General features: G+C 57.5%; 19 protein-coding genes. 2 read left to right on the top strand and 17 right to left on the bottom strand.

Annotated features, from left to right (window positions below; all coding sequences use genetic code 11):
• The 12 genes from LAO21_19810 to LAO21_19755 all read right to left on the bottom strand — a co-directional run.
• A partial coding sequence (locus LAO21_19810) for a hypothetical protein (protein ID MBZ5554968.1) occupies positions 1-1058 on the bottom strand: 1058 nt, incomplete at its 3' end.
• A gap of 27 nt (positions 1059-1085) precedes the next feature.
• Positions 1086-1805 carry an ABC transporter ATP-binding protein gene (locus LAO21_19805; GenBank protein ID MBZ5554967.1) on the bottom strand — a complete coding sequence of 240 codons (720 nt, stop codon included), beginning with the start codon at positions 1803-1805 and terminating at the stop codon, positions 1086-1088.
• 13 nt (positions 1806-1818) lie between these two features.
• Positions 1819-3180 carry an efflux RND transporter periplasmic adaptor subunit gene (locus LAO21_19800; protein ID MBZ5554966.1) on the bottom strand — a complete coding sequence of 454 codons (1362 nt, stop codon included), beginning with the start codon at positions 3178-3180 and terminating at the stop codon, positions 1819-1821.
• A 53-nt stretch (positions 3181-3233) separates the two neighbouring features.
• Positions 3234-4394, bottom strand: coding sequence for an ABC transporter permease (locus LAO21_19795; protein ID MBZ5554965.1), 1161 nt, complete (start codon positions 4392-4394; stop codon positions 3234-3236).
• Between the two features lie 325 nt (positions 4395-4719).
• Positions 4720-5868 carry an ABC transporter permease gene (locus LAO21_19790; GenBank protein ID MBZ5554964.1) on the bottom strand — a complete coding sequence of 383 codons (1149 nt, stop codon included), beginning with the start codon at positions 5866-5868 and terminating at the stop codon, positions 4720-4722.
• 380 nt (positions 5869-6248) lie between these two features.
• On the bottom strand, positions 6249-7340 hold the full coding sequence (locus LAO21_19785; GenBank protein MBZ5554963.1) for a diguanylate cyclase: 1092 nt from the start codon (positions 7338-7340) through the stop codon (positions 6249-6251).
• 46 nt (positions 7341-7386) lie between these two features.
• A complete protein-coding gene (locus LAO21_19780; GenBank protein MBZ5554962.1) occupies positions 7387-8415 on the bottom strand; it encodes a chemotaxis response regulator protein-glutamate methylesterase in 1029 nt (342 codons plus the stop codon).
• Positions 8412-10652 carry a hybrid sensor histidine kinase/response regulator gene (locus tag LAO21_19775; protein ID MBZ5554961.1) on the bottom strand — a complete coding sequence of 747 codons (2241 nt, stop codon included), beginning with the start codon at positions 10650-10652 and terminating at the stop codon, positions 8412-8414. Before LAO21_19775 ends, LAO21_19780 begins: the two co-directional genes overlap by 4 nt.
• On the bottom strand, positions 10649-11362 hold the full coding sequence (locus LAO21_19770; GenBank protein ID MBZ5554960.1) for a chemotaxis protein CheW: 714 nt from the start codon (positions 11360-11362) through the stop codon (positions 10649-10651). The genes LAO21_19775 and LAO21_19770 overlap by 4 nt, the downstream gene beginning before the upstream one ends.
• 64 nt (positions 11363-11426) lie before the next feature.
• Positions 11427-12698, bottom strand: a complete 1272-nt coding sequence (locus LAO21_19765; protein ID MBZ5554959.1) for a protein-glutamate O-methyltransferase CheR — start codon at positions 12696-12698, stop codon at positions 11427-11429.
• Positions 12698-13162 (bottom strand): chemotaxis protein CheW, encoded by a 465-nt coding sequence (locus LAO21_19760; GenBank protein MBZ5554958.1) that lies wholly within the window; start codon positions 13160-13162, stop codon positions 12698-12700. Before LAO21_19760 ends, LAO21_19765 begins: the two co-directional genes overlap by 1 nt.
• A gap of 7 nt (positions 13163-13169) precedes the next feature.
• The gene (locus LAO21_19755; protein ID MBZ5554957.1) at positions 13170-14795 is read right to left on the bottom strand and encodes a methyl-accepting chemotaxis protein; all 1626 of its coding nucleotides are present in this window, start codon (positions 14793-14795) and stop codon (positions 13170-13172) included.
• 498 nt (positions 14796-15293) lie between these two features.
• On the opposite strand from LAO21_19755, the gene LAO21_19750 reads away from it, so the two are divergent.
• Both LAO21_19750 and LAO21_19745 read left to right on the top strand, forming a co-directional pair.
• Positions 15294-16670, top strand: coding sequence for an insulinase family protein (locus tag LAO21_19750; GenBank protein MBZ5554956.1), 1377 nt, complete (start codon positions 15294-15296; stop codon positions 16668-16670).
• Positions 16667-18217, top strand: a complete 1551-nt coding sequence (locus LAO21_19745; protein MBZ5554955.1) for an insulinase family protein — start codon at positions 16667-16669, stop codon at positions 18215-18217. Before LAO21_19750 ends, LAO21_19745 begins: the two co-directional genes overlap by 4 nt.
• Before the next feature lie 66 nt (positions 18218-18283).
• On the opposite strand, the gene guaA is transcribed toward LAO21_19745, so the two are convergent.
• The 5 genes from guaA to LAO21_19720 form a co-directional block, all read right to left on the bottom strand.
• Entirely contained in the window at positions 18284-19918 is a 1635-nt protein-coding gene (gene guaA / locus LAO21_19740; protein MBZ5554954.1) for a glutamine-hydrolyzing GMP synthase, read from the bottom strand.
• Positions 19908-21167: a PLP-dependent aminotransferase family protein gene (locus LAO21_19735; GenBank protein ID MBZ5554953.1), complete on the bottom strand. Its 1260-nt coding sequence runs from the start codon at positions 21165-21167 to the stop codon at positions 19908-19910. Before LAO21_19735 ends, guaA begins: the two co-directional genes overlap by 11 nt.
• The gene (locus tag LAO21_19730) at positions 21157-22140 is read right to left on the bottom strand and encodes a hypothetical protein (protein MBZ5554952.1); all 984 of its coding nucleotides are present in this window, start codon (positions 22138-22140) and stop codon (positions 21157-21159) included. Before LAO21_19730 ends, LAO21_19735 begins: the two co-directional genes overlap by 11 nt.
• A gap of 115 nt (positions 22141-22255) precedes the next feature.
• Complete coding sequence (pssA, locus tag LAO21_19725) at positions 22256-23110, bottom strand: CDP-diacylglycerol--serine O-phosphatidyltransferase (GenBank protein MBZ5554951.1); 855 nt, start codon at positions 23108-23110, stop codon at positions 22256-22258.
• Positions 23111-23226: 116 nt separating this feature from the next.
• Positions 23227-23850, bottom strand: coding sequence for a phosphatidylserine decarboxylase family protein (locus tag LAO21_19720; GenBank protein ID MBZ5554950.1), 624 nt, complete (start codon positions 23848-23850; stop codon positions 23227-23229).
• Positions 23851-23865 lie beyond the last annotated feature (15 nt).

Below are 23865 nucleotides of genomic sequence, written 5' to 3'. Positions count from 1 at the left end.
TTATTCGTCAGGCGATTTAAGGCATCATACTGATAACTCGTGATGATCCCGCGCGCATCGGTCTTCGAGAGCAGGTTCCCATTGCCGTCATAGCTGGTGTAGTTCACTGTTCCGCTCTCGGGATTGGTAGCGGTGGTGAGGCGTTTCAAGGAATCATAGGAAAAGCTGCGCGTTTGGCCCCCTTGCATGACCGTTTTCAGATCGTCCAGCGCATCATAAGTATAATTGGTCGGATACCCCAATCCAAGAGAGTCTTCGATCACCTGGGTCAAACGGCCCAGCCCGTCACTCAAGCTCTTCCTTGATTTGCCGGCCGGATCGGTCACCGTGGTGGCATTCCCGCTGTAGCCGGTCGCCATCCCCGCCCCATCCGGCGTCGTCACCGACGTGATCCGCGACAGGGCGTCGTAGCCAAAGGTGGTGATCCCGTAAGTCGGATCGGTCGTCAATCGATACGGATTCGACACCGTGTGTTTGCGCCCCAGCCCGTCGTAGGTGGTGTCGACATAGACGATCCCTTGCGGATCGCTCTCCAACTGCGTCTGAATCACCCGGCCCAAACCATCGTATTTCGTCAGAGTTCTAATCACTTGATCATTTGATGAATCCTTATCGCGTCTCGTTTCGACCGTCAGATTGGGGAAGATGTCGGCGTAGACAAACGTCATGCCCCCTCCGTCGGGAAATGAGGCGTGAGTCAGCCGATCCAGCGAATCGTTGTAAGCGTAGCTTGTCGTTTGCCCGTTGGGATCGGAGGTCGACAGCGGTTTTCCCCGACACGAATCATAGGTGTAGTGCGTGACCAGCCCCGTGGGGACATTCGGCGCGGCGGGAGTCGTCAGGGTGGTCAGATAGGCGGCCGCCTTCCCGAGGGATGGCGCACAGCTTGAGTTGCCCCATGAGTCGGCATAGCTGAATGTCGTGGAAAAACCCCGTGGATCGGTCGTTTGCACGACATTGCCGGCATCGTCATATTGGTGGCTGGTCGTCAACCACGTCCCATTGAGCCACCTCTGAACCGACGTCACGTTGCCACGGGTCGTATACGAAGTGCCCAACTAACACCTAACACCCGACACCTCGTCTCACGCTGGCAACAATTGTCCCTTCTCCAAATGCCTTGTGGTGTGGGCGTAAGCGGCGGCATGGGGATCGTGGGTCACCATGACGATGGTCTTGTGGAAGTCCTCGTTGAGGCGTTTCAGGATCTCCAAAACCTCAGTGGCGGAATGGCTGTCCAGGTCGCCGGTCGGCTCATCCGCCAGAACAAGGGTCGGATCCGTCACAATGGCGCGGGCAATCGCGACGCGTTGTTCCTGGCCGCCGGAAAGCTGCTTGGGCAAATGGTTCACTCGATCTTCAAGCCCCACCAGCTTCAGCGAGGTGGTGACGTGCTCTTTCCTCTGGGATTTGGAAAGACCCGTCAGCAGCAAAGGGAGTTCCACGTTTTCCGCCGCGGTGAGGACCGGGATCAGATTGAAGGTCTGAAAGACATAGCCGATGTGCTCGTTGCGCCAGCGTGAAATTTCCTTGTCGTTGAGCCGGAAGATATTCTCCCCCATGACCAAGAGTTCACCGGAGGTGGGATGATCGATGGCCGCAATCAGATTCAGCAGGGTGGTCTTGCCGGAGCCCGAGGGACCCATCAAAGCGAGGAAGTCCCCCGCCGTGATCTCCAGGGAAGCCTCATCCAAAGCCTTGACCTCAAAACTGTCGCGCCGGAATACGCGGCTTACACCGCGCGCCTGAACAATCCTTTTGGGAATGGCGGCGGTTCCCTTCGGCTCCTCTGCAACGGTCGGCATCAACAAGGTCCTTTCACTTGGATTCCTTCAGCCGGATCCGGTTCCCTTCTTTCAATCCGGCCGGTGGGTTCACGATGATATTTTCGCCGCCCGTCAGTCCCTCGACCATGACGCCCCCGCTGCGCTGACCCGCCATCCGGACCTCGCGGGCCAGAACCTTCCCGTCGAACGCGATCAGGACATACTTCTTCCCCTCACGATCGCGGACGGCGTTTTGAGGGACAAGCGCCGCATTCGATCCGCGGGGCGTTTTGTTATCTCCTTGGCTCGGCAAAAACGCCACCTTCGCATTCATTTCGGGTCGGAGGTATTCGTCCGGACTTAGGATCTTGACCTTGACCTGGACGGTGGCTTTCTGGCGGTTTGCTTCCGGGGAGATTTCGTCGATGGTCCCATCGTACTTTCGGTCTGGAAACGCGTCGGTCGTGACGATCCCCCGCTGTTGGGGGGTGAGTTTGGCGAAGTCGTCCTGACTGATGTCGAGTTCGACCTGGAGGTCATTCAAGTCCGCCAGGGTCACGACGGAACCACGCGGACCGCCTTCCGCCCCGCTGGCGAATTGCGACGTGACCAGTTCGCCCTTCTCCGCGGTGCGCTCAAGAATGGTTCCACTGACGGGCGCGCGAATGAGTGTCGCGTCCAGCAATGTCTCCGCGTAATTAAGCTGTCCCTGCGCTTCGACGAGCTGGCCCCGGGCCTGATCGATGTCCTCCTGGCGCGGACCGATACGCACCAACTCATAAACTTTCTCAAGCGAGCTGGCCTGCTCCCTGGCGGAGTCATAGCGTCCGATGGCGTCGTCGAGTTGCTGGTGCGTGAAGACGCCCTGGGCGACGAGGTCGCGGGTTCGATCCAGGGTCGCCTTGGCGTTGACGAGATTGGCGCGGGCCTGTTCGAGGTTGTGAAGGGCTCCGGCGATCTCCTGGGGGCGCGAACCGGTCTCCAGGGCCTTCAATCTCGCGGCCGCCGCGGCCGCGGTGCCTCGGGCCTGTTCCACCTGGGCCCGGAATTCCCGGTCCTCGAGCCGGACCAGGACTTGATCCTGTTTGACTTTGTCGCCCTTTTCGACGCCAATCCAGGCGATGCGCCCGGTCACTTTTGAGTTCACATTGATCTTATGGTGGGCGACGATATAGCCCGCCGCATTCAGGATGATGGAAGATGAAGTGGCGCTGTCCACCACCGCGCGGGTGACCTCGACTTCCGTGGCCGCGGGCGTCAGGACCCGGTAGGCCAGCATCGAGAGGCTCAATACCACCACCACGGCGATTCCAATCAGGATGTACCGTTTCGACCAGCCCGAGGCATTGTTTGTTCCACTCGCGCGGTCAATCTTCAGGTTTTTGAGCTCGTCGTATTTGGTGTCAATCGGCATATGAATTTCTAAAATGGGTGATCAGGGCGCCGTGCTTTCACCGCCTCCACTTTCTAATCCCTCAATGCTGTCAGGATATTCTCTTTGGCGGCGTGCCAGGCGGGGGCCAATCCTCCAAAGAGCCCCATGATGACGGCGAACCCCAGCGCCGTGGAGGCGACGACCGGCGTGATCCTCAGGTTGAAGACGACTTCGCTGAATGTGACCATGTTTGAGGTTCCGGTGGTCAGGCCGTTGAAAGGCAACATCAAGAGGATCCCGATCGAACCGCCCAGGATCGACAGTAACACGGATTCTATGACAAAAGAGGTCAGGATGCTGGATCGGGAAAACCCGAGAATGCGAAGCGTAGCGATTTCGCGGGACCGGTATGCCACCGCGGCGTACATGGTGTTCATCGCGGCGAAACAGGATCCGATAGCCATAATGATGGCGACCAGCGTGCCCACAAACTGGATGGGTTTGCCGGATTGGGTTTGGGTCGCGTAGTATTCCTGTTCGATCATCCCATCGAGCTTGAGCCGTTGATCGTCGCTCATGCGATGCTTTAATGCGTCGGCTGCCACGGGGTCCGTGGCCCTCAACAGGGCCGAAGAGTACTCGGTCCGGTCGAAGTCCGCACCCATCTGGTTCACGTCGGCCCAAATCTCGGAGTCGTGCGTTGTCCCCCGCGCATTGAAAATTCCCACGACGGTCCATTTCCCCTTCCCGAATTCAAGGGAATTTCCCAGCGATGTGTCGTCAAACCGCTCGTGGATCGATTGACTCACCACCACCTCGCGCTGCCCTGGAGTAAACCAACGGCCTTCAGCCAACTGCACTGTGGGTCGGAGCTTGAAACCTACCGGGGTCATCCCGCGCACGGTGACATTGGTTTCTCCAGAACCATTCTTTCGAGGCAGAACAATGACGACCACCATTTCCCCGGAGGCCAAAGGTTCCCCGGCACTATCCTGGGAAACCCCGGTCAGATACCTGAGGTCCTGCATCTGAGCCCGGGTGACGGTGCTGTTCAGTTCCGCTGTGGAGCCCTTGCGCAGAACTAATACGTTCAAGGGGCTTCCACTCGTCTTGAACGCGCTATTCAAACCACTCAACAAGGCCATGATGAACAGCGCCACGGTGACTGTGAGCGCGATGCCCAGGGCCGTCATTAGAGTGGCGCCCAATCGCAACCGCAGGTTCCGGATGTTATAGGTGATGGGAATAGCCATAATCTAAAGGCAAATTCCAAAATCCAAAGTCCAAATTCCAAATAAAACCCAAATTCCAAGGACCAATTTCCAAAGAACGGACCCCGCAATTAAGTTGAGAGCAAATTCCAAAATCCAAAATCCAAAGTCCAAATAAAACCCAAATTCCAAGGACCAATTTCCAAAGAACGGACCCTGCAATTAAGTTGAGAGCAAATTCCAAAATCCAAAGTCCAAATTCCAAATAAAACCCAAATTCCAAGGACCAATTTCCAAAGGCCAAAACCATGAACAAAATCGCAACTCCGCAATCTGAAATCCGCAATCGGCAATCCGCAAGCCGCAATCACCCAATGTGCCTCAGGCCCTCCACGATATTCAAGCGGGAAGCCCGGAAGGCCGGCACGAAGGCGCTGGCGAATCCCACCAGGGCGGCCACACCAAGGGAGATCACGAAGGTGAAACCGGTCACCCTCATGCCCGCCATCATGTCGCCCATGGGCGAATGGCTCGCGCCCGCGATGAGCCCTTTGGCCGCGAAAGCGCCCAGCAAGCCTCCCACCAGAGCCAGGAACATGGCTTCCGCGACGAACAGCACCAGGACGGTCGACTGCGTGAACCCCAGGGTTTTCAAGATCGCGACTTCCCGAATCCGCTCGCGGACCGACATCGCCATCGTGTTGGCTGAAACCAGCAGAATGGCGAAGGTCACGGCCAGGGCAATACTCAGGATAAAGGCCTTCACGTTCCCCATCATCGCGACAAACTCGAGCAGGAAGTCTTTCTCGCTTTCCGTTCGCGTCGGCGCCGGGGAGTTGCGAAACGTATCGTCAATCCCCGCGGCCACCCGGGAAACATCATCGGGGGAGGCCACCCGGATCGCAAAGGTGCCCGCCTGACCTTTGGCCCAGGCCACGGCTTCCTCCACATACTCTTTGTCGAAAAGCAAAGAGTTGAATTCCTCCCCGGCATCAAAGATTCCCCGGATCGTGAGTTCCAAATCGACTGGAAAGATATTGCCCTTGATGACAAGGCGATCCCCGATCTTCCAGCCGTATTTTTTGGCGAGGGTGGTTGAAACCACGGTTCCCGCGCGATCCCTCTGCCAGGCGGTGAGCTGGTCGGAGGGGATTTTCCACTCGTTGTGGACTTTGAAGATCTCCTGCGGGTCAGTTCCAAATTGAGCGAAAAAATTTTCAGGTTTGGTGTCCTTGTAGATGCCGCCAAACCAGTTCAGGGGAGAAACCTGGACCACGCCGGGGACAGCCCGTATCTTTTCACGATAGTAAGACGGCATGAAGAAATTCAACGACACACGGTGTCGGGTGATGAGCCGGAGGGCTGAATCAGCCGGTCCCTGGTCAATATAAAACCCTCGATAGACCGTGATCATCAGGGTCAGGAGCAAAAGCGAGAAGCTGATGCTCAGGACGGTCAGGATACTCCGGCGCTTGTTACGGAAGGTATTCTTGTAAACAAATCGTGCAAGGGTCATGCCCTGTTCCCTAATCGAGAGATGAGAGCGATGCTTGCCCTCTGAAACTCTTCGTCCCACCGGAGCGTTGCCTGGATCGGAGTCTGCAGAGGAGGGGATCCCGCTGTCTAGCTACTCGGGCGCACCGACCAAGGGCCGCTTCTCCTCTCAGCACGCCTCCGGACGACACCGTTCCCGCCGGAAATCAGTGTGAGGCAGATTCAGAGAGTTCATTCTAACGATCCGGATTGTATCATCGCCCTTGCGCGGGCCGTAGCAAAATTGATACTGAGGGAGGACTCCGGGGCGTTTCGTTGTGGGCGGAATGATCCTCACCTGGAGATGCAGGATCCGGGGTTCCGGTCTGGCTTGCCTAACGCTGCGTTAAGGAAGGATGGAATTCAGGTGTGGGTGGGAGGGTCCTGGTCGTCATCGGGCCGGGACGGGTCGGAAGGCGAGGCGGCCGTCTGCAGGGAGAACTCCGAGATCACCTGATTCCGGCCGTTTTTCTTTGCATTGTACAGTGCCGTGTCAGCGCGCTCCAGAAGACGTTGAGTGGACTGCCCGGGGAGCAGGGCCGCCACGCCTATGCTCGCTGTGATCGTGCGGGGACAGTCCACAACCTTTAAGGCTCTCAACTGGGCGCAAATCCTCTCGCCGGTTTGAACCCCCGTCTCCAGACCACAGCTGGGGAGCAGAATGACAAATTCATCCCCCCCGAAGCGCGCCACCACATCATAAGGACGGACGTTCCGGGCGAGGAATTCGGCGACAGCGATTAAGATGGCGTCCCCCACCCTGTGGCCGAAGCTGTCATTCACGGATTTGAAATAATCCAGGTCCAGGATCAGGGCGGTCAGGGGGTGACCTTCACGGATGGAGCGCTCGGCATTTTTTGTCAATTCGTCATCCAATACCCGCCGATTGACCAGCCCGGTCAACGGGTCTCGCCTTGCCATCTCAAATATTCTTCCATTGACCTCCTCCAGTCTCTGGTTGAGCAGGAGCAGGGACGCGTTGCTCTCGGACAGTTTTCGCTCACTCTCCTGGAGGGCCTGGTAGGCCGCGGCACGCTGCACCTGGTTGAGGAAGGCCCTGGAGTGATAACGGATTCGGGCGATCAATTCAATCTTGTCCGGCAGTTTCACCAAATAATCATTAGCGCCGGCCAGAAACGATTGACTCTTGACCTGCGGGTCGTCTTTCGTGGAAAGGACGATGATGGGTACTTCCGACGTGGCGGGGTTCGAACGAAAGCGCCGCACCAGAGTGAGCCCGTCGATTCCGGGCATAAGGAGATCTTGCAGGATGACGGTGGGGTTGAGTTTGTTGGCCTGGTAGATGGCCTTCTCGGGGTCGGGGCAGTAACAAAACATGATGTCCAGCTGATCGGATAACAAGCGGCGGACGGCTTCTCCCACCAGGGCCTGGTCATCGACCAGTAAGACCCGGGTGGCGTCATTCAAGGCTGCGTGGGGTGGTTTTCTCGTCATGGCATCAGTAGGAGTCATAGAGTTTGCCGGTGTATCTCTGGTTTCATCAGGGTCCCTGGAGATTAAAAGAACTGACCAGACTTCCTCCGATTTTGTCAAGCGGAAGGATCCGGGCAGCAGCATCCAGTTCCGCGGCGGCCTTGGGCATGCCGTAGACCACGCTGCTCAATCGATCCTGCGCAATGGTCATCACCCCGGCATTCCGCAGCGCCTTCAACCCCCTGGCGCCGTCCTGTCCCATTCCCGTCAGCAAAACCGCGATCAATTCGCCCTTCCAATGCTTCAGCGCGCTTTCGAAGAAGACGTCGATGGAGGGGTGGTAAGAACAGTTGCGGGGTTCCGAGGTGAGAGCGAGCGTTGTGGAGTCGGCAAAAACAAGGTGATCCTTGGATCCTGCAACCAGGACGGTTCCCCTCTGTGGGGAATCTCCGGCCTTCGCGAGGTGCACCGGAAGAGCCGACTGGTCATTCAGCCATTCGACCATGCTGGGTGCGAACTGAGAATCCACATGTTGAACCACGATGATGGCCGCCGGAAACTCCATGGGCAGTCCACTCAGGATTTTGGCCAGGGCCGTCGGGCCTCCCGCGGAAGCTCCAATGATGACCAGCCGTTCCCTTTGGCCGGCGACACGCCGTGCCATTGGGTCAGTCGGGGGCAACAACTTCCGGTCCTTCGGCCTCCCGAGCAGACGACTGATGGTGCTGATCTTCTTCAAAAGGGAAATGGCCCCTTCCGCTTTGACACCGCTTCCCATGATCGGCGTGCGAACAGCGTCCAAGGCGCCTGCCCCCATGGCCTCAAACACCTTGGCCGAATTCTTCCCCACCGAGGCCGTGACGACCAGTATGGCGCAAGGCGTTCGAGCCATGATCTGCCGCGTGGCTTCAACCCCATCCATGACGGGCATGATCAGATCCATCAGAATCAGATCGGGAACATCCTTCGCACAGAGCTCCACGGCCTTTTGGCCATCCTGGGCCACCCAGGCCAATTCATGATCCGGCATCCCTTCCAGAAACCGTCGCAGGACCTCGACAGCCATCGGAGTGTCATTGACGATGGCAATCCTCATGCCTCGACCTCCCCAATCAAGTCCACGACAGCCTGCAACAGGGCCTCCTCATGGAAGCTCCCCTTGGTCAAATAATAGTCAGCTCCGGCTTCCAACCCGCGGTGACGATCCTCATCACGATCCTTGTAGGAAACGACCATCACCGGAAGGGAAGCGAGCCGGGCATCTTTCTTGATCAAAGTCACGAGCCCGATCCCGTCTAGCCGGGGCATATCGACATCCGTGACGACCAGATCGTAATGCCCGGTCCGAACAGCGTTCCAGCCATCCATGCCGTCGACGGCCACCTCCACTTCATAACCCTGGCTGTCCAGGAGCTTTCGCTCCAATTCGCGCACCGTCAAGGAATCATCCACGACCAGGATACGCTTCTGCTTCCTGACCCCGCCTGAACTGCTGAATTCCGGCACCTGGGCCAACCGCTCGCCGCTGAGCAGGGTTTCGATGGACCGGATCAAATCTTCCACATCAACGATCAAGACCGGGGAGCCATCCGGCATGAGAGCGGCGGCCACGATGTCTTTGATCTTTCCAAGGCGCGGATCCAGGGGACGAACCACCAGTTCCCTTTCCCCCAAGAAGCGATCAACCACCACACCGAACATTCGACTGGCGTCCCCGAGAAGGAGAATGGATATTTCATCACTCAAACCCCAGGATTCCTTGCAACCCAGTACCTGGTGAGCGGTCACCAAACCGATTTGCTGAGTTCCCTGGGAAAAGAACTGGTGACCTTCCAGGACCTCAATTTTCCCCTTGGGAACTTTCAAAACCCGGGTGATGCGGCTTGAAGGCAGGGCATACGGTTCCCCGCCGATTTCCACCAGCAGGGCCCGCATGACCGAGAGCGTCAGGGGGAGTTGCAACTCAATTTGCATCCCTTGGCCTGGCCGGGTGGAAGCATGCGCCGTGCCCCCAACCTCCTTAACCATGGACTGGACAACGTCCAGCCCCACACCCCTCCCGGAAATTTCGGTCACATCGTTCTTCAGGGTGAATCCCGGCAAAAACATGAAATCAAGCAGTTCCTGGGCATTCATTCTCCGAGCCACATCCGGCCGGGCCAGTTCCTTTTCCACGATGATTTTTCGGAGGTTTTCCGGATCAACTCCCCGCCCGTCATCGGCCACCAGGATAACAAGCATCCCGCCCCGGTGCTGGGCCTCAAGCCGGATCGTGCCGGTTTCCGGTTTGTGGGATTGCCGCCGTTCCTCCGGGGATTCGATGCCGTGATCAATCGCATTTCTTACAAGGTGACTCAACGGCGCCTCGAGCCGTTCCAGGATATCCCGATCGACCGAGGTGGCCTGACCATTGATTTCGAGTCGGACGTCCTTTTCGAGTCGCCGCGCAAGATCTCGCACCATTCGGGGGAATCCCTGAGTGCCATCGGCAAAGGGGCGCATGCGACAATCCAGCGCCTCCTCATAAAGCCGATGAGACAGATTGATAAACCGGCGATCGAAAGACTCCATCTCCTCCAAATGTCTGGACAAGGCCAGCTGATTTGCCGCGGTCTTGGAGACCAGTTCCATGAGATGGCCTTCTGTCCGTTCATTCAGTTTCCCTTCCATCAGCGTATTCTGCAAGACGTCGAGGGAGTGGGACATTCCCTGGTGGAGGTTTTTGAGTTGCTTCATTGTGGCCACATATTGATCAAACCAGCGAGAGGCCACCAGGGTCTCACCCGCGAGTCCCTGCAGTCGATCCAGGGTTTCAGGCGCGACCCGGAGGACCCGGCTCAGGCCGGCCACCGGTCGGGGGACGGTCCAAGCAGTCTCAGGAACAGAGGGTCGAGCGGACGTGACGGAACCCGAGGCCGGGGAGCCTGAGACGGCCTTGACCGACGACAGGGCGGTCAGGAAAGCCGCCACTTCACCCTTCAACACATTCGGGTCCGGAGGTGAATCCTGGGCCAATCGAGTAAGGAGGTCGACACCGTTGAGCAAAATGTCGATTTGTTCCTGGGGAATCGTCAGATTCCCTCGCTGCGCGGCGACAAACCAGTCTTCCATTGTATGGGCGAGTTCGACGGCAATACTGTGATCCACGATGCGGGCCGCGCCTTTCACCGAATGAGCCGCCCGCATCAAGGTTTCGTAGGTGGAGGAGTCCTGGGGGTTATGCTCCAATCGCAGCAAGCCACGGGTGAGGATGGCGGTCTGGTTCTCCACCTCCAGACGGAAGAGTTCCCTCATGGAGAGGTGACTCAGATCGTTGGGATTCTTCGGCTTCATACCCAGCCTCGGTTCACAGCATGAAATAGCAGCTCATCATGCAGACAACCCACTGATTTGCCCTTCGACGAGAGGATACCGAGCAGATAGTGCGCCGATGTTTCAGGGATGGTGGCGGGAAGGGGATGCAACTCCTTCGGCTTATAGGAGGACACTCCCTGGACTTCGTCGACGGCAAACGCGAAGGGCCCCTCGCCGCCGCTCACAACCAGAAGCCGACGATACACGTTGGCCGTATGTGACGGTCCCTCATGGGGCTGCCTCTCAATTCCCAACAGCTTTTCCAGAGAGGCACATAACAACAGCTCGCCCCGAATGCAAACCAATCCGCTCAGGAGCCCCTCGCGGTGGTGAGGCACGGAATGCAAAGTGGTCTGTTCCGCGACCTCCTGGAAAACATGGGTAGGAAGCGCCAACCATTCCTTCCCGATCCGGAAAATCAGGACGGATGTTGTTCCGGGATCGAGGGTCGTTCGATCGGCGGCAATCTGCTTTGTCCATTGCGACTGGTCCTGCGGCGACAGGTCGCGGTCAAGCAGACGAGCAGCTGCCGTGGTGAACACCGAGCACTCCCGGCAATGGACGATTCTCTCCATCTCAGGGCATGAACCGTCTCCCCACACCCCTATCTTATTCCAGCAGTCCTCCAGCATTCGGAACGGAGAACTCGAAGGGTGGGAGAGAGCGCCACTGGCTTCATCAGTGCTCATGGATCACATTTTCCTCTCATTGGACGACGCGCCTGGGGGCTCCCGGCGAGTCGGGCGTCATCCCTCATCGCTTGTGGCGCGCCTCGACACGGCATGCCCGTGCGCGCAGCCGTTGCGCGCTGATATGATCTCCCCTTTTTTCCGACAACAGGGCAAAGTGAATCAGGGCCTCCAAATAATCAGGCTCCAGGTAAAGTGCCTTGCGGTAACAGTCGCCTGCCTCCTTTGAATCTCCTAATCCGTCCAGAGCTAAACCGAGCAGAAAATAAGCGGGCGCCGAAGGGCCCTGTTCCTTCAAGTACGCTCGGCAGAGGTCCGAGGCTTCCCCTAACCGTCCAGAGTCGGCCAGGCGGCGGGCGACTTCCAGATCACTCAGCCGCGGGCTCCGGGAGGTGGATGCCGGAAGAGGGTTCTTTTTCAGCGGCGCCGGTATGCGCGGTCTGGCTCCAGCAAACGCAACCGGTTTGTGGCCGGGAGCCGAGGGGTTCTTGAAGCCTTCCCCTTCTTGCGGAGGAAAGGCGGGGAGATGCTCCGGGGACATCGTGTTGCCTTTCCGAAAGCCGAATACCACCGGGTAACCAAGAGATTTGAAGTTACTGCTTATCGTCACAAACGTGTCCGCAGGGCCAAGAAACAGCACTCCATCCGGTACCACGAGGCGATCCAGTGATTTCAGCACGCGTTCGCGCGCGGAGCGCTCCAAATAAATGATGACGTTCCTGCAGAAAACAATGTCGTACGCCTCGGTCCCCCAATAAAAATCCTCCGCCAAAAAGTTGCGTTGCTGGAAGTGAACCTGCTGACGGATGGAGTCCACCAAGTGGTGTCCGTCTGCAGTGGGGCGGAAATAGCGCTCTCGAAAGCTCAGGTCCCCTTCCCGGAAGGAATTGTCATGGAACACGCCGTGCTTGGCCGCGACAAGGGCCTGCGAGCTGATATCGATGGCATCGACCCGGAATCGCTCGGGAGGCAGGCCGGCTTCAAGCAGCGCGATGACGATCGAATAGGGCTCTTCCCCCGTGGAACACCCGATGCATAAGAGCCGCAGGACGCCGTTCGGATGGGTTGGCAACCACTCCTTGACCCCCAGGTTTGCGAGGGCGACAAACGCTTCCCGGTGCCGGAAGAACCAGGTCTCAGGCACCACGATGGCTTCGACCAATTCCTGCAGTTCAGCCTCGGAACTGCGTACCTTTTCGCAGTATTGACCCATTTGTTTCAACCCGTTTTTGGCCATGCGGTGCCGCACGGCCTGATCAATGGCGGGCCGGCCGATGGTGCTGGCATCCAGGCCGATGGCGGAGCGGAGCAGGTTCTCGATCTCTGCGTGGCACATCAGAGCGGCTCCAAAGGCAGTTGAAACAATTCATTCAGTACGGAAGGCGGAAGCAGGCGCTTGACCTCCACCCTTTGGATAATCCCTCTATCGTCCATGGTGACAGAACCAAGATACGGCGCCGAGGCCACAGAAATCCCGGAATCGAAGAACTCCTCTTCCGACCGCCGGATCGTCTCGGTGGCTCTCTCTGCCAGCAGGCCGAGCAAATGTCGCTCCTGGACATCGCCGGTGTATTCCACGACGATGATGCGGGTGCTCATCCAGCGACGGGACGGTTTGGACAGTGCGAGGTCCCTCAGATCAATTAGCGGAACAGGCGAGCCGTGGTAGTTGAACACCCCCGCCACCCCCGCGACCGTCCCGGGAACGGTTTTCCAGTGGACCAGCGGCAGGACTTCCACGACGGAGCCTGTCTCCAGGGCGTATCGATCCTTTCCCAGTCGAAAGAGTAAGAACAGCATCGAAAAATCAGTCCTCCAGCTTGAAGCGAGAGACAGCAACTTGCAGCCCGTGCGCTGCCTCGTTCAGTTGTCCGATGGCAAGGGTCGACTGTCGGAGCGATTCCACCGTCTGCTCGACCCCGTCACTTAACTGCATGAGAGCGTCACTGATCTGCTGAGCGCCCTGGGATTGGGACTGCATCCCTTCGTTGACCGACTCAAAGTTCGGGGTCAGGGCCTGCACCTGTTGAATGATCTGGGTCAACTGACTGCTGACATGGCTGACCACCTCCACGCCCCGGCGGACTTCTTCGGAAAACTTGTCCATGCCCATGACCCCGGCAGAGACGGCCGCATGCATCTCCCGAACAATCTGTTCAATATCATGAGTCGAGATCGCCGTTTGGTCGGCCAGGCGCCGAATCTCGGTGGCGACCACCGCAAACCCGCGCCCATACTCGCCTGCCTTCTCGGCTTCGATGGAGGCGTTGAGAGACAAGAGGTTGGTTTGGTCCGCCACCTTGGCAATCGTGGTGACCACCTTGGTGATGTTTCCAGCCTTTTCACTCACGACCGCCAGCCTTGACGAAATAGAGCCAGAGGCCTCTGTGATTTGACGGATGGTCGCATCCATACGGGCGAGGTCCGCCTGACCGCTCCCCGCCAGGGTCGCCGTTCTCTCCGCCACTTCAGTAACATCTTTCATGGTCTTCACCAGCTCCTTTGAAGTCGCCGAGATTTCCTTGGCGGTGGCGCCGACTTCCCGGGTGGTGGCGGCTATTTCACTGGCCGTGGTCTGTTGCTGTTTGAAGCTGGCGGCAATTTCGGTGGTGGAAGTGCCCACCTGGATGCCTGAACGCTGCACCTGGCCGATCAGCGAAGCCAGCGCGGTTCTCATCAGATTGAGACCTTCAGCCAGCATCCCAAATTCATCCCGCCGCACCAGGGTGAGGGGCTGAGAAAAATCTCCTTGACGCATGACGTTGAAGGCAGCCACGAGCTGCCGCAAGGGTTGGTTGATGGCCCTTACAAGTAGATACACACTCGTCGAGGCGAGAAGAAAACCGATCAGTAAGCCGAGGAGCAGGCTGTTTTGGGCCCCGCCCACGAGGTCTCGAATCCTGGTCCCTGCCGCGTCGACGTTCTGCTTGTTATGTTCGACGTTTTCTTGAATTACATTCAAATATGCCTGATGCGTTTGGGTAAGCTGGTCAAGTAGAGGACTTAAGGCCGCCTTATCTTTGGAATTCTGGCTGGCGCTCATGAGGGCTCGAGAAGGCCCGAGGTAGCGTCCTCGGGCGCTGACCATGGCATCATAATGCTGTTGGGTCTCCACATCGCCGATGGTGGCTTCATATTGCGTGTATAGATTAGTGATCTTGGCTCGATTGTCTTGGATCCCCGCAAGATACACTTGTTTTTGCTTGGCATCTTCCGAGATCACCAGTTTGTGCGTCAAAGCAAAATTGGCATTGGAGGTGGCTTCGAGTTGCCCCAGAAGATAGAGACCGGGGATGTAGCGTGTCGTAATGCGAGTTGCCTCGGCTTTGATGAAAGCAAGCCGCATGTAAGCGAAGCCGCTCAGGATGATCATGATCAGGATCACGGCAGAGAAGCCAAAGATGATTCGCCTACGGACAGTCCAGTTTCTCATGGTGCCTCCTTCAGGATGAATAGAGCTTCCCTAACGCGCGAGCCTTGCCCATGGAGTCGAGTGCCGGTCAGTTCGTATGTCCTATCCATCAATCAAGGTGTGGCTCTCTTCCCAGACGATCCAAAGCTTCCGTCAGCTTGCAGGGCCGCCATCCCCGGATCCCGTTCCTCCTGGGTCTCGGGCGGTATCCAGACACCCTTGCTGCTGTGCTCTCACACCTCAAACGACCAGCGGAACACCCCATCATGGACATTCGTTAACCCGATGAACCTTATCGACAGAATCGTGCTTCGGGTTTAGGAGTTTAAGTGAGGCATCCTGTTCCGGGGAGGCCGGGCGTGGAATTCCATTCGGGGGGATGCTTTCAGACCGGGATCCCGATCCGCTGCCCTCCCTTGCATCCACCTGTGCTAGACTCAGGGAACAGTTTCAGGGAGTCCTTTCCGGATCTTGTGGCCTTTCCTGGTGCTCATTCAATTCTTGTTGAGGAGGAAATCCATGACTTCGTTCAAGCTCCCGATCCAGTTCGGGAGATCAATGATTGCCTTGGTGGGGTTTGTCTCTATCCTGATGGTTTTGGGGAGCTCGATTTCTTTTTCGGCCGGCGACATCTTTCCATTCTCAATCCACAAAGCCGTCCTGGAGAACGGGCTGACCGTGATTGTCGTTCCCTACGACAGCCCTGGCGTCGTGGCCTATTACACGGTGGTCCGCACCGGCTCGCGCAATGAAGTCGAGCCGGGACATTCGGGATTTGCGCACTTCTTCGAACACATGATGTTTCGCGGGACTGAAAAATACTCTGAGCAGAAATACAACGACACGCTTAAATCGATCGGCGCCGATACGAACGCCTCCACCTCCGACGACGTGACCACTTATTACATCAACGCCAGCTCCTCGGCCTTGGAGACGATTATGGACCTGGAGTCGGACCGTTTCCGGAATCTCAAGTACACAGAAGCGGCCTTTCGAACCGAGGCGGGATCGATCATGGGGGAGTACAACAAGAATTACTCGGTTCCTTTTCAATCCATTTTCGAAAAGCTTCGTGACACGGCGTTCAGCGAGCATACCTACCGGCACACCACCATGGGCTTTTTGGCGGACATCAAAGACATGCCCAACCAATACGAGTATAGCCTGAAGTTCTTTGACCGGTGGTACCGCCCTGAAAACTGCGCCTTGATCATCGTGGGGGATATAAAGCCGGAGACGACCGAGGCAATGGCAAAGAAGTACTACGGCAACTGGAAGCGGGGCAGCTTCAAGTTGGAGGTGCCCCCCGAGCAGGAGCAGACGGCTCCCCGCGGCGCCCATATCGATTGGAAGAACCGGACGCTGCCTTACGTGGTCCTGGCCTATCACGTGCCGGCTTTCAGCGACACGAACCTGGATGGGCCCGCCCTCGATATGCTTTCACAATTGATGTTTTCCGAAACCTCCGCCTTGTACCAGAAACTGGTGATTGAAAAGCAGGAGGTCGACCAACTCGGAGGAGGTTGGGCAAAGCGCCGCGATCCGTATCTCTTCACGATTTCGACCCGGGTGAAGAATCCGGAAGATGGGGCGAACGTCCGGAAGGAGATCGAATCCGCCCTCGACGCAGCGCAGACCCAGCCGTTCACTGAGACTCAAATGGCACGCGTCCGATCTTTTTTGAAATATTCTTACGTGATGGGCCTGAACACCCCGTCTCGCATCGCCAGCCAGCTGGCCCTGTATGTCCAGCTTGCCGGTGAACCGCAGGCCGTAAACCGGTATTACGCTTTGTATGACCGTGTAACCCCGGAGAAGTTGCAGGAAGTGGCGAAGAAGTACTTCCGCCCTGAAAACCAGACGGTCGTGACGCTGTCTTTTGGAGGTGCAAAGTGAAACATCACAAACTCCTGTTCATGGTTCTATTCATCCTGTTCCTGTCCGTGGGTTCGTCTTTGATGGCACAGCCGACGGCTCCCGGGAAGACACCTCCCCCGGCCAAGGCGGCGATGACTTCCCCCTCGGTGGTGGAACTTCCCAGTGCCAACTCCCCGCTGGTTTCCTTCCGCATCCTCATCCATGCCGGATCGATTAACGATCCCCAGGGAAAAGAAGGTCTGAACGCGCTGACGGCCCTGATGATCGGCCAGGGCGGCACGAGGGACATGACCTACAAGCAGATCGTCGACACGCTTTATCCATGGGCGGCATCGATTGCGCCGCAGTCAGATAAGGAAGTCACCGTCTTCATCGCCAACATCCATAAGGACAATCTCCTTAGATTTTACAGGATCTTCGCCGACCTTCTCCTTCAGCCCCGTTTTGATGAGAGTGATTTCAAACGTAATAAAGATGAGTTGCTGAATTATTTGCAGAACACCTTGCGGTTCAATGATGACGAGGATCTCGGCAAGCAATCACTCGAGGCCATGCTCTATGCGAATCATCCCTATGGCCACACCCCGGAAGGGACGGTGGAGGGTCTGAAATCGATCACGCTGGACGATGTGAAGGCGTACTACAAGAAATTTTACACCCGCGACAACATCACTCTGGGTATCGCGGGAGGCTACAGGCCGGATTTCATCCAAAACATGAAAACCGACTTTGCAAAATTGCCGGCGGGGAGGGTCGTTCCGGTCGCGCTGCCCAAGCCGGCGCCGATCAAGGATGTTCAGATCGATATTGTGAAGAAGGAAAATCGCGCCATCGCCATCTCGTTCGGGTGCCCCGTCGACGTCACGCGCGCCGACAAGGATTTTTACGCTTTGATGGTGGCGAGTTCGTACCTCGGAGAACATCGGACGCAGAACGGTGTGCTCTTCAATTACATTCGGGGTTTGAGAGGATTGAACTATGGCGATTACGCCTACGTCGAGAATTTCATCCAGGATGGGGGCTCCACGTTTCCAGTCCCGAACATTCCCCGCCGCCAGCAGTTCTTCAGCGTGTGGATTCGTCCGGTCGAGCCGCAGAACGCCCATTTCGCACTGCGCGCAGCCCTGTACCAGGTTCAACAGCTTGTCCGGAAAGGACTGACCCAGGAGCAGTTTGAGCAGCAGCGGAAATTCCTGCTGAATTATTCCAAGCTGTGGAACCAGACCCTCTCGCGGAGGTTGGGGACACTGCTGGATTCAAAATTCTATGGCATCGAATATTTTCCCGACCGGGTGGAGCGGGAGTTGAAGGCGCTCAAGGTGGAGGAGGTGAATGCCGCCGTCAAGAAGCACCTCCAGGACAAGAATTTCGACGTCGCCATCATTACCCGCGACGCCGAGCCTCTGAAAACGGCGCTGGCGGAGAACCAGTCCTCCCCGATCAAATATGCGGGGCCTGTTTCCGGGGATGTCCTTCGAGATGACAAGGTTCTTGTCGATCTCAAGCTCACCGTGAACCTCGACAAGCTTCGGATTGTCCCGTCCAGTGAGCTGTTCGAGAAATGAAAAGTTGATTGAAACACGGAGACGCCGAGAGCGCAAAGGCCTTGGCGCCTCCGCGGTTCCAACCCGCTATTCCCATTCAATCGTGGACGGCGGTTTGGAGGAGATGTCGTAGACCACGCGGTTGACACCCTTGACTTCGTTGACAATGCGCGAGGAGGTTTTTTCGAGGACTTCATAGGGCAGACGGACCCAATCGGCGGTCATGCCGTCGAGGGAATGGACCGCGCGAATGGCGACAACGTTCTCGTAGGTGCGTGCATCCCCCATCACCCCCACCGACTGGACAGGCAGTAACACGGCAAAGGACTGCCAGATCTTGGTGTACAGCCCGGCCCGTTTGATTTCGTCCACCACGATTTCGTCGGCATCACGCAGAATCCGGAGACCGTCTTCGGTGACCTCTCCGAGGATTCTGACGGCCAGGCCCGGGCCGGGGAAGGGCTGGCGTTGAAGAATTTCTTCCGGCAGGCCGAGAGTGCGGCCCACCTCACGGACTTCATCCTTGAACAATTCGCGCAGCGGTTCGATCAATTTCAGGTTCATCTTCTCGGGGAGCCCACCCACGTTGTGGTGCGACTTGATGGTGACCGAGGGCCCCTTCACCGAGACCGACTCAATGACGTCCGGGTAAAGGGTTCCTTGCACCAGGAACAGGGGTGGTTTTCCGGCAGGATGCTTTGACGCCAGCTCCCGCGCGGCCTGTTCGAATACTGCAATGAACTCGGCCCCGATGACTTTGCGCTTCTGTTCCGGGTCGGTGACTCCGCGAAGCTTCTGAAGAAAGAGCCCGCTCGCGTCGATACCGACGATGTTCAATTTCCGCTTGTCCTCGCGTATTGAGCCCAGATTCGACAATCGCTCCAGGACCTTGGTGTACTCATCTTTCCGGAGCACCCCGTTGTTGACGAAGATACACGTGAGCTGATCCCCGATAGCCCGATGGACGATGGTCGCTGCGACCGTGGAATCGACGCCGCCGCTCAGCGCGCAGACCACTCGCGCCTCTCCCACCTGCTCTCGGATCCGCTGAACCGCTTCTTCCACGAACCTCGCCGGCGTCCAGGTGCCGTGGCAACCGCAAATCTTCAGGACGAAGTTTTCCAGGATCTTGCGGCCCTGCTCCGTGTGGGCCACCTCGGGATGGAACTGGAGGCCATAAAGCTTTCGTTGCGTGTCTTCGGCGGCCGCAATGATGTCCCCTGAGGTCGCCACGGTCTTAAATCCCGGCGGCGGCTGGGCGATATGATCGCCATGGCTCATCCAGGCGGTTGAGGTCTTTTCGGCGCCTTCAAACAGCTTGCTTTCCCCGCAGACCGCGAGCTCCGCCCGGCCATACTCCCGGCGCTCTGACTTTCCCACCTGCCCGCCCAGTTCGTGCGTCATCAATTGAAGGCCGTAACAGATCCCGAGGACAGGGGCCGATTTTTTGCCGGGGCCCTGAGTCAATGTGAGGTACCGTGGATCACACCGGAGCGAGCTTTCTGCCAGCACGGAATCCGGCCCTCCCGAAAGAATGATGCCTTGCGGCTGTTGTTCCATGGCCTTTTCAAAGGGGAAGGTGCAGGGGAGGATTTCGCAGTAAACGTGGAGTTCACGAATACGCCGCGCAATCAGCTGGGTGTATTGCGACCCAAAATCCAGGATAAGAATTTTTTCCTGAGTGGCGTGGGGCGTAGGAGGTTCCTCTTTGCTACCGCGCAATCACCTCTTTTGGAGACCGCTCGATCTCCGGGAGGTGTTTTCGGATGGCCTCTCCCAGACGGCGAATGCCTTCATCAATGTTGGATTCCGTCTCCTTGGAAAACGCCAGTCGCATCGTGTTGGTCCCGGTACCGTCCACGAAGAAGGGCTGTCCGATCACGAAGGACACATTGTACTCCTCCATCGCCGTCTGGAGCAGGGCGAGGGTATCGAAACCCGGGGGGAAGGTGACCAGGACGAACAGGCCGCCGTGCGGTCGGTTCCACTTGACCTCCCCGGGAAAATACTTTTCGAGCGCTGCCAGCATGGCCCCGCATCGGGATTCGTAGAAGGACCGGATAACCGGGACGTGCCGGTCGATCAGATTGTCCCGCAGGCACCGGTAAATGATCCGCTGGTCGAGGGAACTCCCGCAGATGTCCCCCACCTGCTTGGCAAACTCCATCTTGCGGATGATCTCGGGGTGAGCCACCGTCCAGGCCCCACGCAGCCCGGCCGCCAGCAGCTTCGAGAATGTCCCCAGATAGATGACATTTTGTTCGGTGTCGAACGACTTGATCGGAACCAGCGAGGCGGGATCCACCCCGGTGAAGTAAATTTCCCCGTACGGGTCATCCTCGATCAGAAGGATGTTGTGACGCTCCAGGATCTCCAGAAGCCGGTGGCGACGCTCCCATCGCAAGGTCACCCCGGAGGGATTCTGAAAATTCGGGATGGAGTACATGAGCTTGATGCGCCGCCCGGTCCGTCGGACCTGCAGAATCTTTTCTTCAAGGTCCTCGAGCACGGTTCCACCCTCATCGTGCCTCACCCCGACCAGGGTGGCACGGTAGTTGGTGTAAGAGACGATGGCGCCTACATAGCTGGGCAATTCAAATAGAACGACATCGCCGGGATCCAGGAAGACACGGCCCAAAAGGTCGATCCCTTGCGCGGAACCATTGGTGATGATGATGTTTTCAGGGCGTACCCCCCTGACCTGCCGCCGTTCCATGAACGGACACAGCGCCTCGATCAGCTTGGTATGGCCTACGGTCAGACCGTATTGCAGCGCGTTGGCGCCCTCGTCCCGCAGGATCTCCTGGGCAAACTGCGAAATCTCGGCGATTGGAAAAGTCTCCGGATTGGGCATGCCTCCGGAAAAGGCGATGATGCCTTGTTTCAGGGCAAACTTCGACATCGCACGAATCACGTTCTCGCGCATGACCCGCGCATCTTCGGAAAAGTAGGATTGAATATCAGTGCTCATAGATTATTTTCTCGGGATGGGGAAGGGGATGAGAAGCACTAACCGTTTGAGGTTCGAAAAGACAGGCAAAGCTTGCCAGGTTCACCACAAAAAGATAATACAACAAAACGCTCTGGACAAACCAGAAGACCGCGCTGGTCGCAATCGCCAGCGGCGTCGACACTGCGCCCAAAACAAAATTAGCGGCCATGTTCAGTAAACCAAAGATGAGACCGGACAGGCATCGCAGGACAAAAATGATAAGGCCGATTCCAATGACGGCGCCAATCCTCTTTTGGATGATCTCAGCGGTGCGACGAATCGACGCGGTGAAAGGAAGCCCTTCAAAGACCACTGCAATCTGCGCCATGTCAGTGACAAGGTCTATGAGGGCCCACATGAAGAACATCAGCGTGAGTCCCACCGTCACACACACAATCGTCACCCACGGGGCGATGACGTCAGGGAGATGAGACCCCAGCAGGATTGACCCCCAGAACACCCCCGCGCTGAGGATCACGACGAGGGCTGAAAAAAACATATACGTCACATTCACCATGCCGATGCGGCCCCAAAAGGATCGAAGATCCCGCGCAAAACTGCGGCCGGCGGAATTCAGGATTCCGTCTTCCCGTTCCAAATGGAAGGCCTCCGCGAGCATCCCGACGATGCCCGGGCGGAAAATCGAGGCAAACAGCAGCCACATCACACCGGACAGGATGCAGACGAATAGAAACAAGTGCCAAAGATCCGGTCCATAGCGAATCACCAATTGTTGAACCTCCGCTGAGACAATAACGGGGATGCCGGAACGGAGCATTTTGAGCTCGGGATCGGAAAGGATCACATTCTTGAGAAAAAAGCTGGACCCAATGAGGATGAACAGCAGGACAAGGATGGTGAATGCGGTACGCCAAATCGTCTCAATGGCGCCGATGCCCGGATATCGACGGGCGATGCGAAAGCCGGTTCGAACGGCGTCAAGAGTCGTCATAAGAGTCAGAATCCAGCAAGGCAGCGCAACGATTGCTTCCGGCCGACGGTGCTAAAGGACCGGTGGCCACAGCGAAGAACCCATCTTCCGAATCTGCGTTGAACGCGGCATTCGGTCATGACGAGGCGCGATGAGTCTGCTCCTGCGGACTACGGTCTGCGATGGTTCGCCGGGGATGCAGCATGCCAAGGATCTTGGAAAACGGGCCTGAAAATGCGTAAATGGATGCGAGAATGAGCAGGACGTACTCCGAATAGTAATAGATGGCCCCGATCAACAAGGCGATTCCAATGACCAGCACGAAGGGCTTGCGGCTGCGCAAATCCAGTTCCTTGAAGCTCGGATACCGGATCGTGGAAACCATAAGGAAGGCGAGCACCGCGAGGATGGCGATCCACGCCGCGCTGACCTGCCATTCCGTGAGACTGTTGAACTTAAAGACGCCCGAAATGAAATGGACGACGGCCGCAATGAATGCCGCCGCGGCCGGAATGGGCATCCCCACGAAATGCTTCTTCCTGGGCAAATGGGCAGTGAGCTCGGGAGTCCCGCTCTGGATGTTGAATCGGGCCAACCGCGCGGCGCCACAAATGAGATAGGCAAAGGAAATCACCCAGCCGATTTGATTAATGTTTTTGGCAGCGTGGGACCCTTCGACTGGCACGACCGAACGGATGCCCCACATGAACGCCAGCACCGCGGGGGCAATACCGAAAGTGATGACGTCAGCGAGGGAATCAAATTCCAGGCCAAACGCACTGGTGGAGTTCGTCATCCGGGCGATCCGTCCATCCAAGCCATCAAACAGGATCGCCAATCCGATCGCGACCGCCGCGGCATTGAAATCGCCTTTCATGCAACTGATGATGGCGTAAAAGCCGCAGAAGATATTGGCTGTAGTAAAGATACTGGGGAGGACGTAGATACCGCGCCGGAATCGCTTGCTCCGGGCGGGGCGGGGTCCCTTCATCGGCTCGTAGTTGAGGTCGTCCATGTCCATGGCAGAATGAATGTGCCGTCCGGGGAGCCGGCCGCGATCCCGGCCGGGGGGATGAATCCAGGCGCTCCCGCGCCCATAACGGCTGATTACTCCCCCTTCAATCGGGCAATCGTGCTCGCCCCCCCACGCACGTGATCGCCAACCTTGATCCTCACCTCGGCGTCGGGCGGCAGGAGACAATCCGTCTTGGATCCAAACTTGATCAATCCGATGCGTTCCCCGCGGAGGACCGTGTCTCCCTCTCCTTTGTAACACACAATGCGACGTGCAATCAAACCCGCGATCTGAGCGACCTCCACGGTTGCGGTCCTTCCGGCGATGGTCAATCGGTTCTGTTCGTTCTCGATCGACACAGATTTCTTAAAGGCCGCTTCAAATCTTCCCTTTTGATATCGCACCGAAGTGACCCGCCCGGCGATGGGGGAGCGATTGATGTGGACGTCAAAAACTGACAGGAAGATCCCGATCCGGATCTGTGACGCCCCCTCGATAGTTACGGGTTCGACTTCCATGACGCGACCATCGGCGGGAGAGACGACCGCGAGCGGATCGTTCGGGATCTTCCGTTCCGGATCCCGAAAAAAATACAGGATGAACAAGGTGAGCGCGAGGACCACCCCGGAGGCAGCCAACCAGTGCAAAAAATAAAGGAGGAGGGTCGCGACGAGGAGGGGAAGCACAAAGATCCACGCGTCCTTAGCGATTCTCATGCGGGTCCCAAATCA

The sequence above is a fragment of the Terriglobia bacterium genome, from assembly GCA_020073085.1.
Classification (GTDB): domain Bacteria; phylum Acidobacteriota; class Terriglobia; order JAIQFV01; family JAIQFV01; genus JAIQFV01.
The sequence above is the reverse complement of the archived record's forward strand: the minus strand, read 5'-3'. Positions and strand labels throughout refer to the sequence as shown.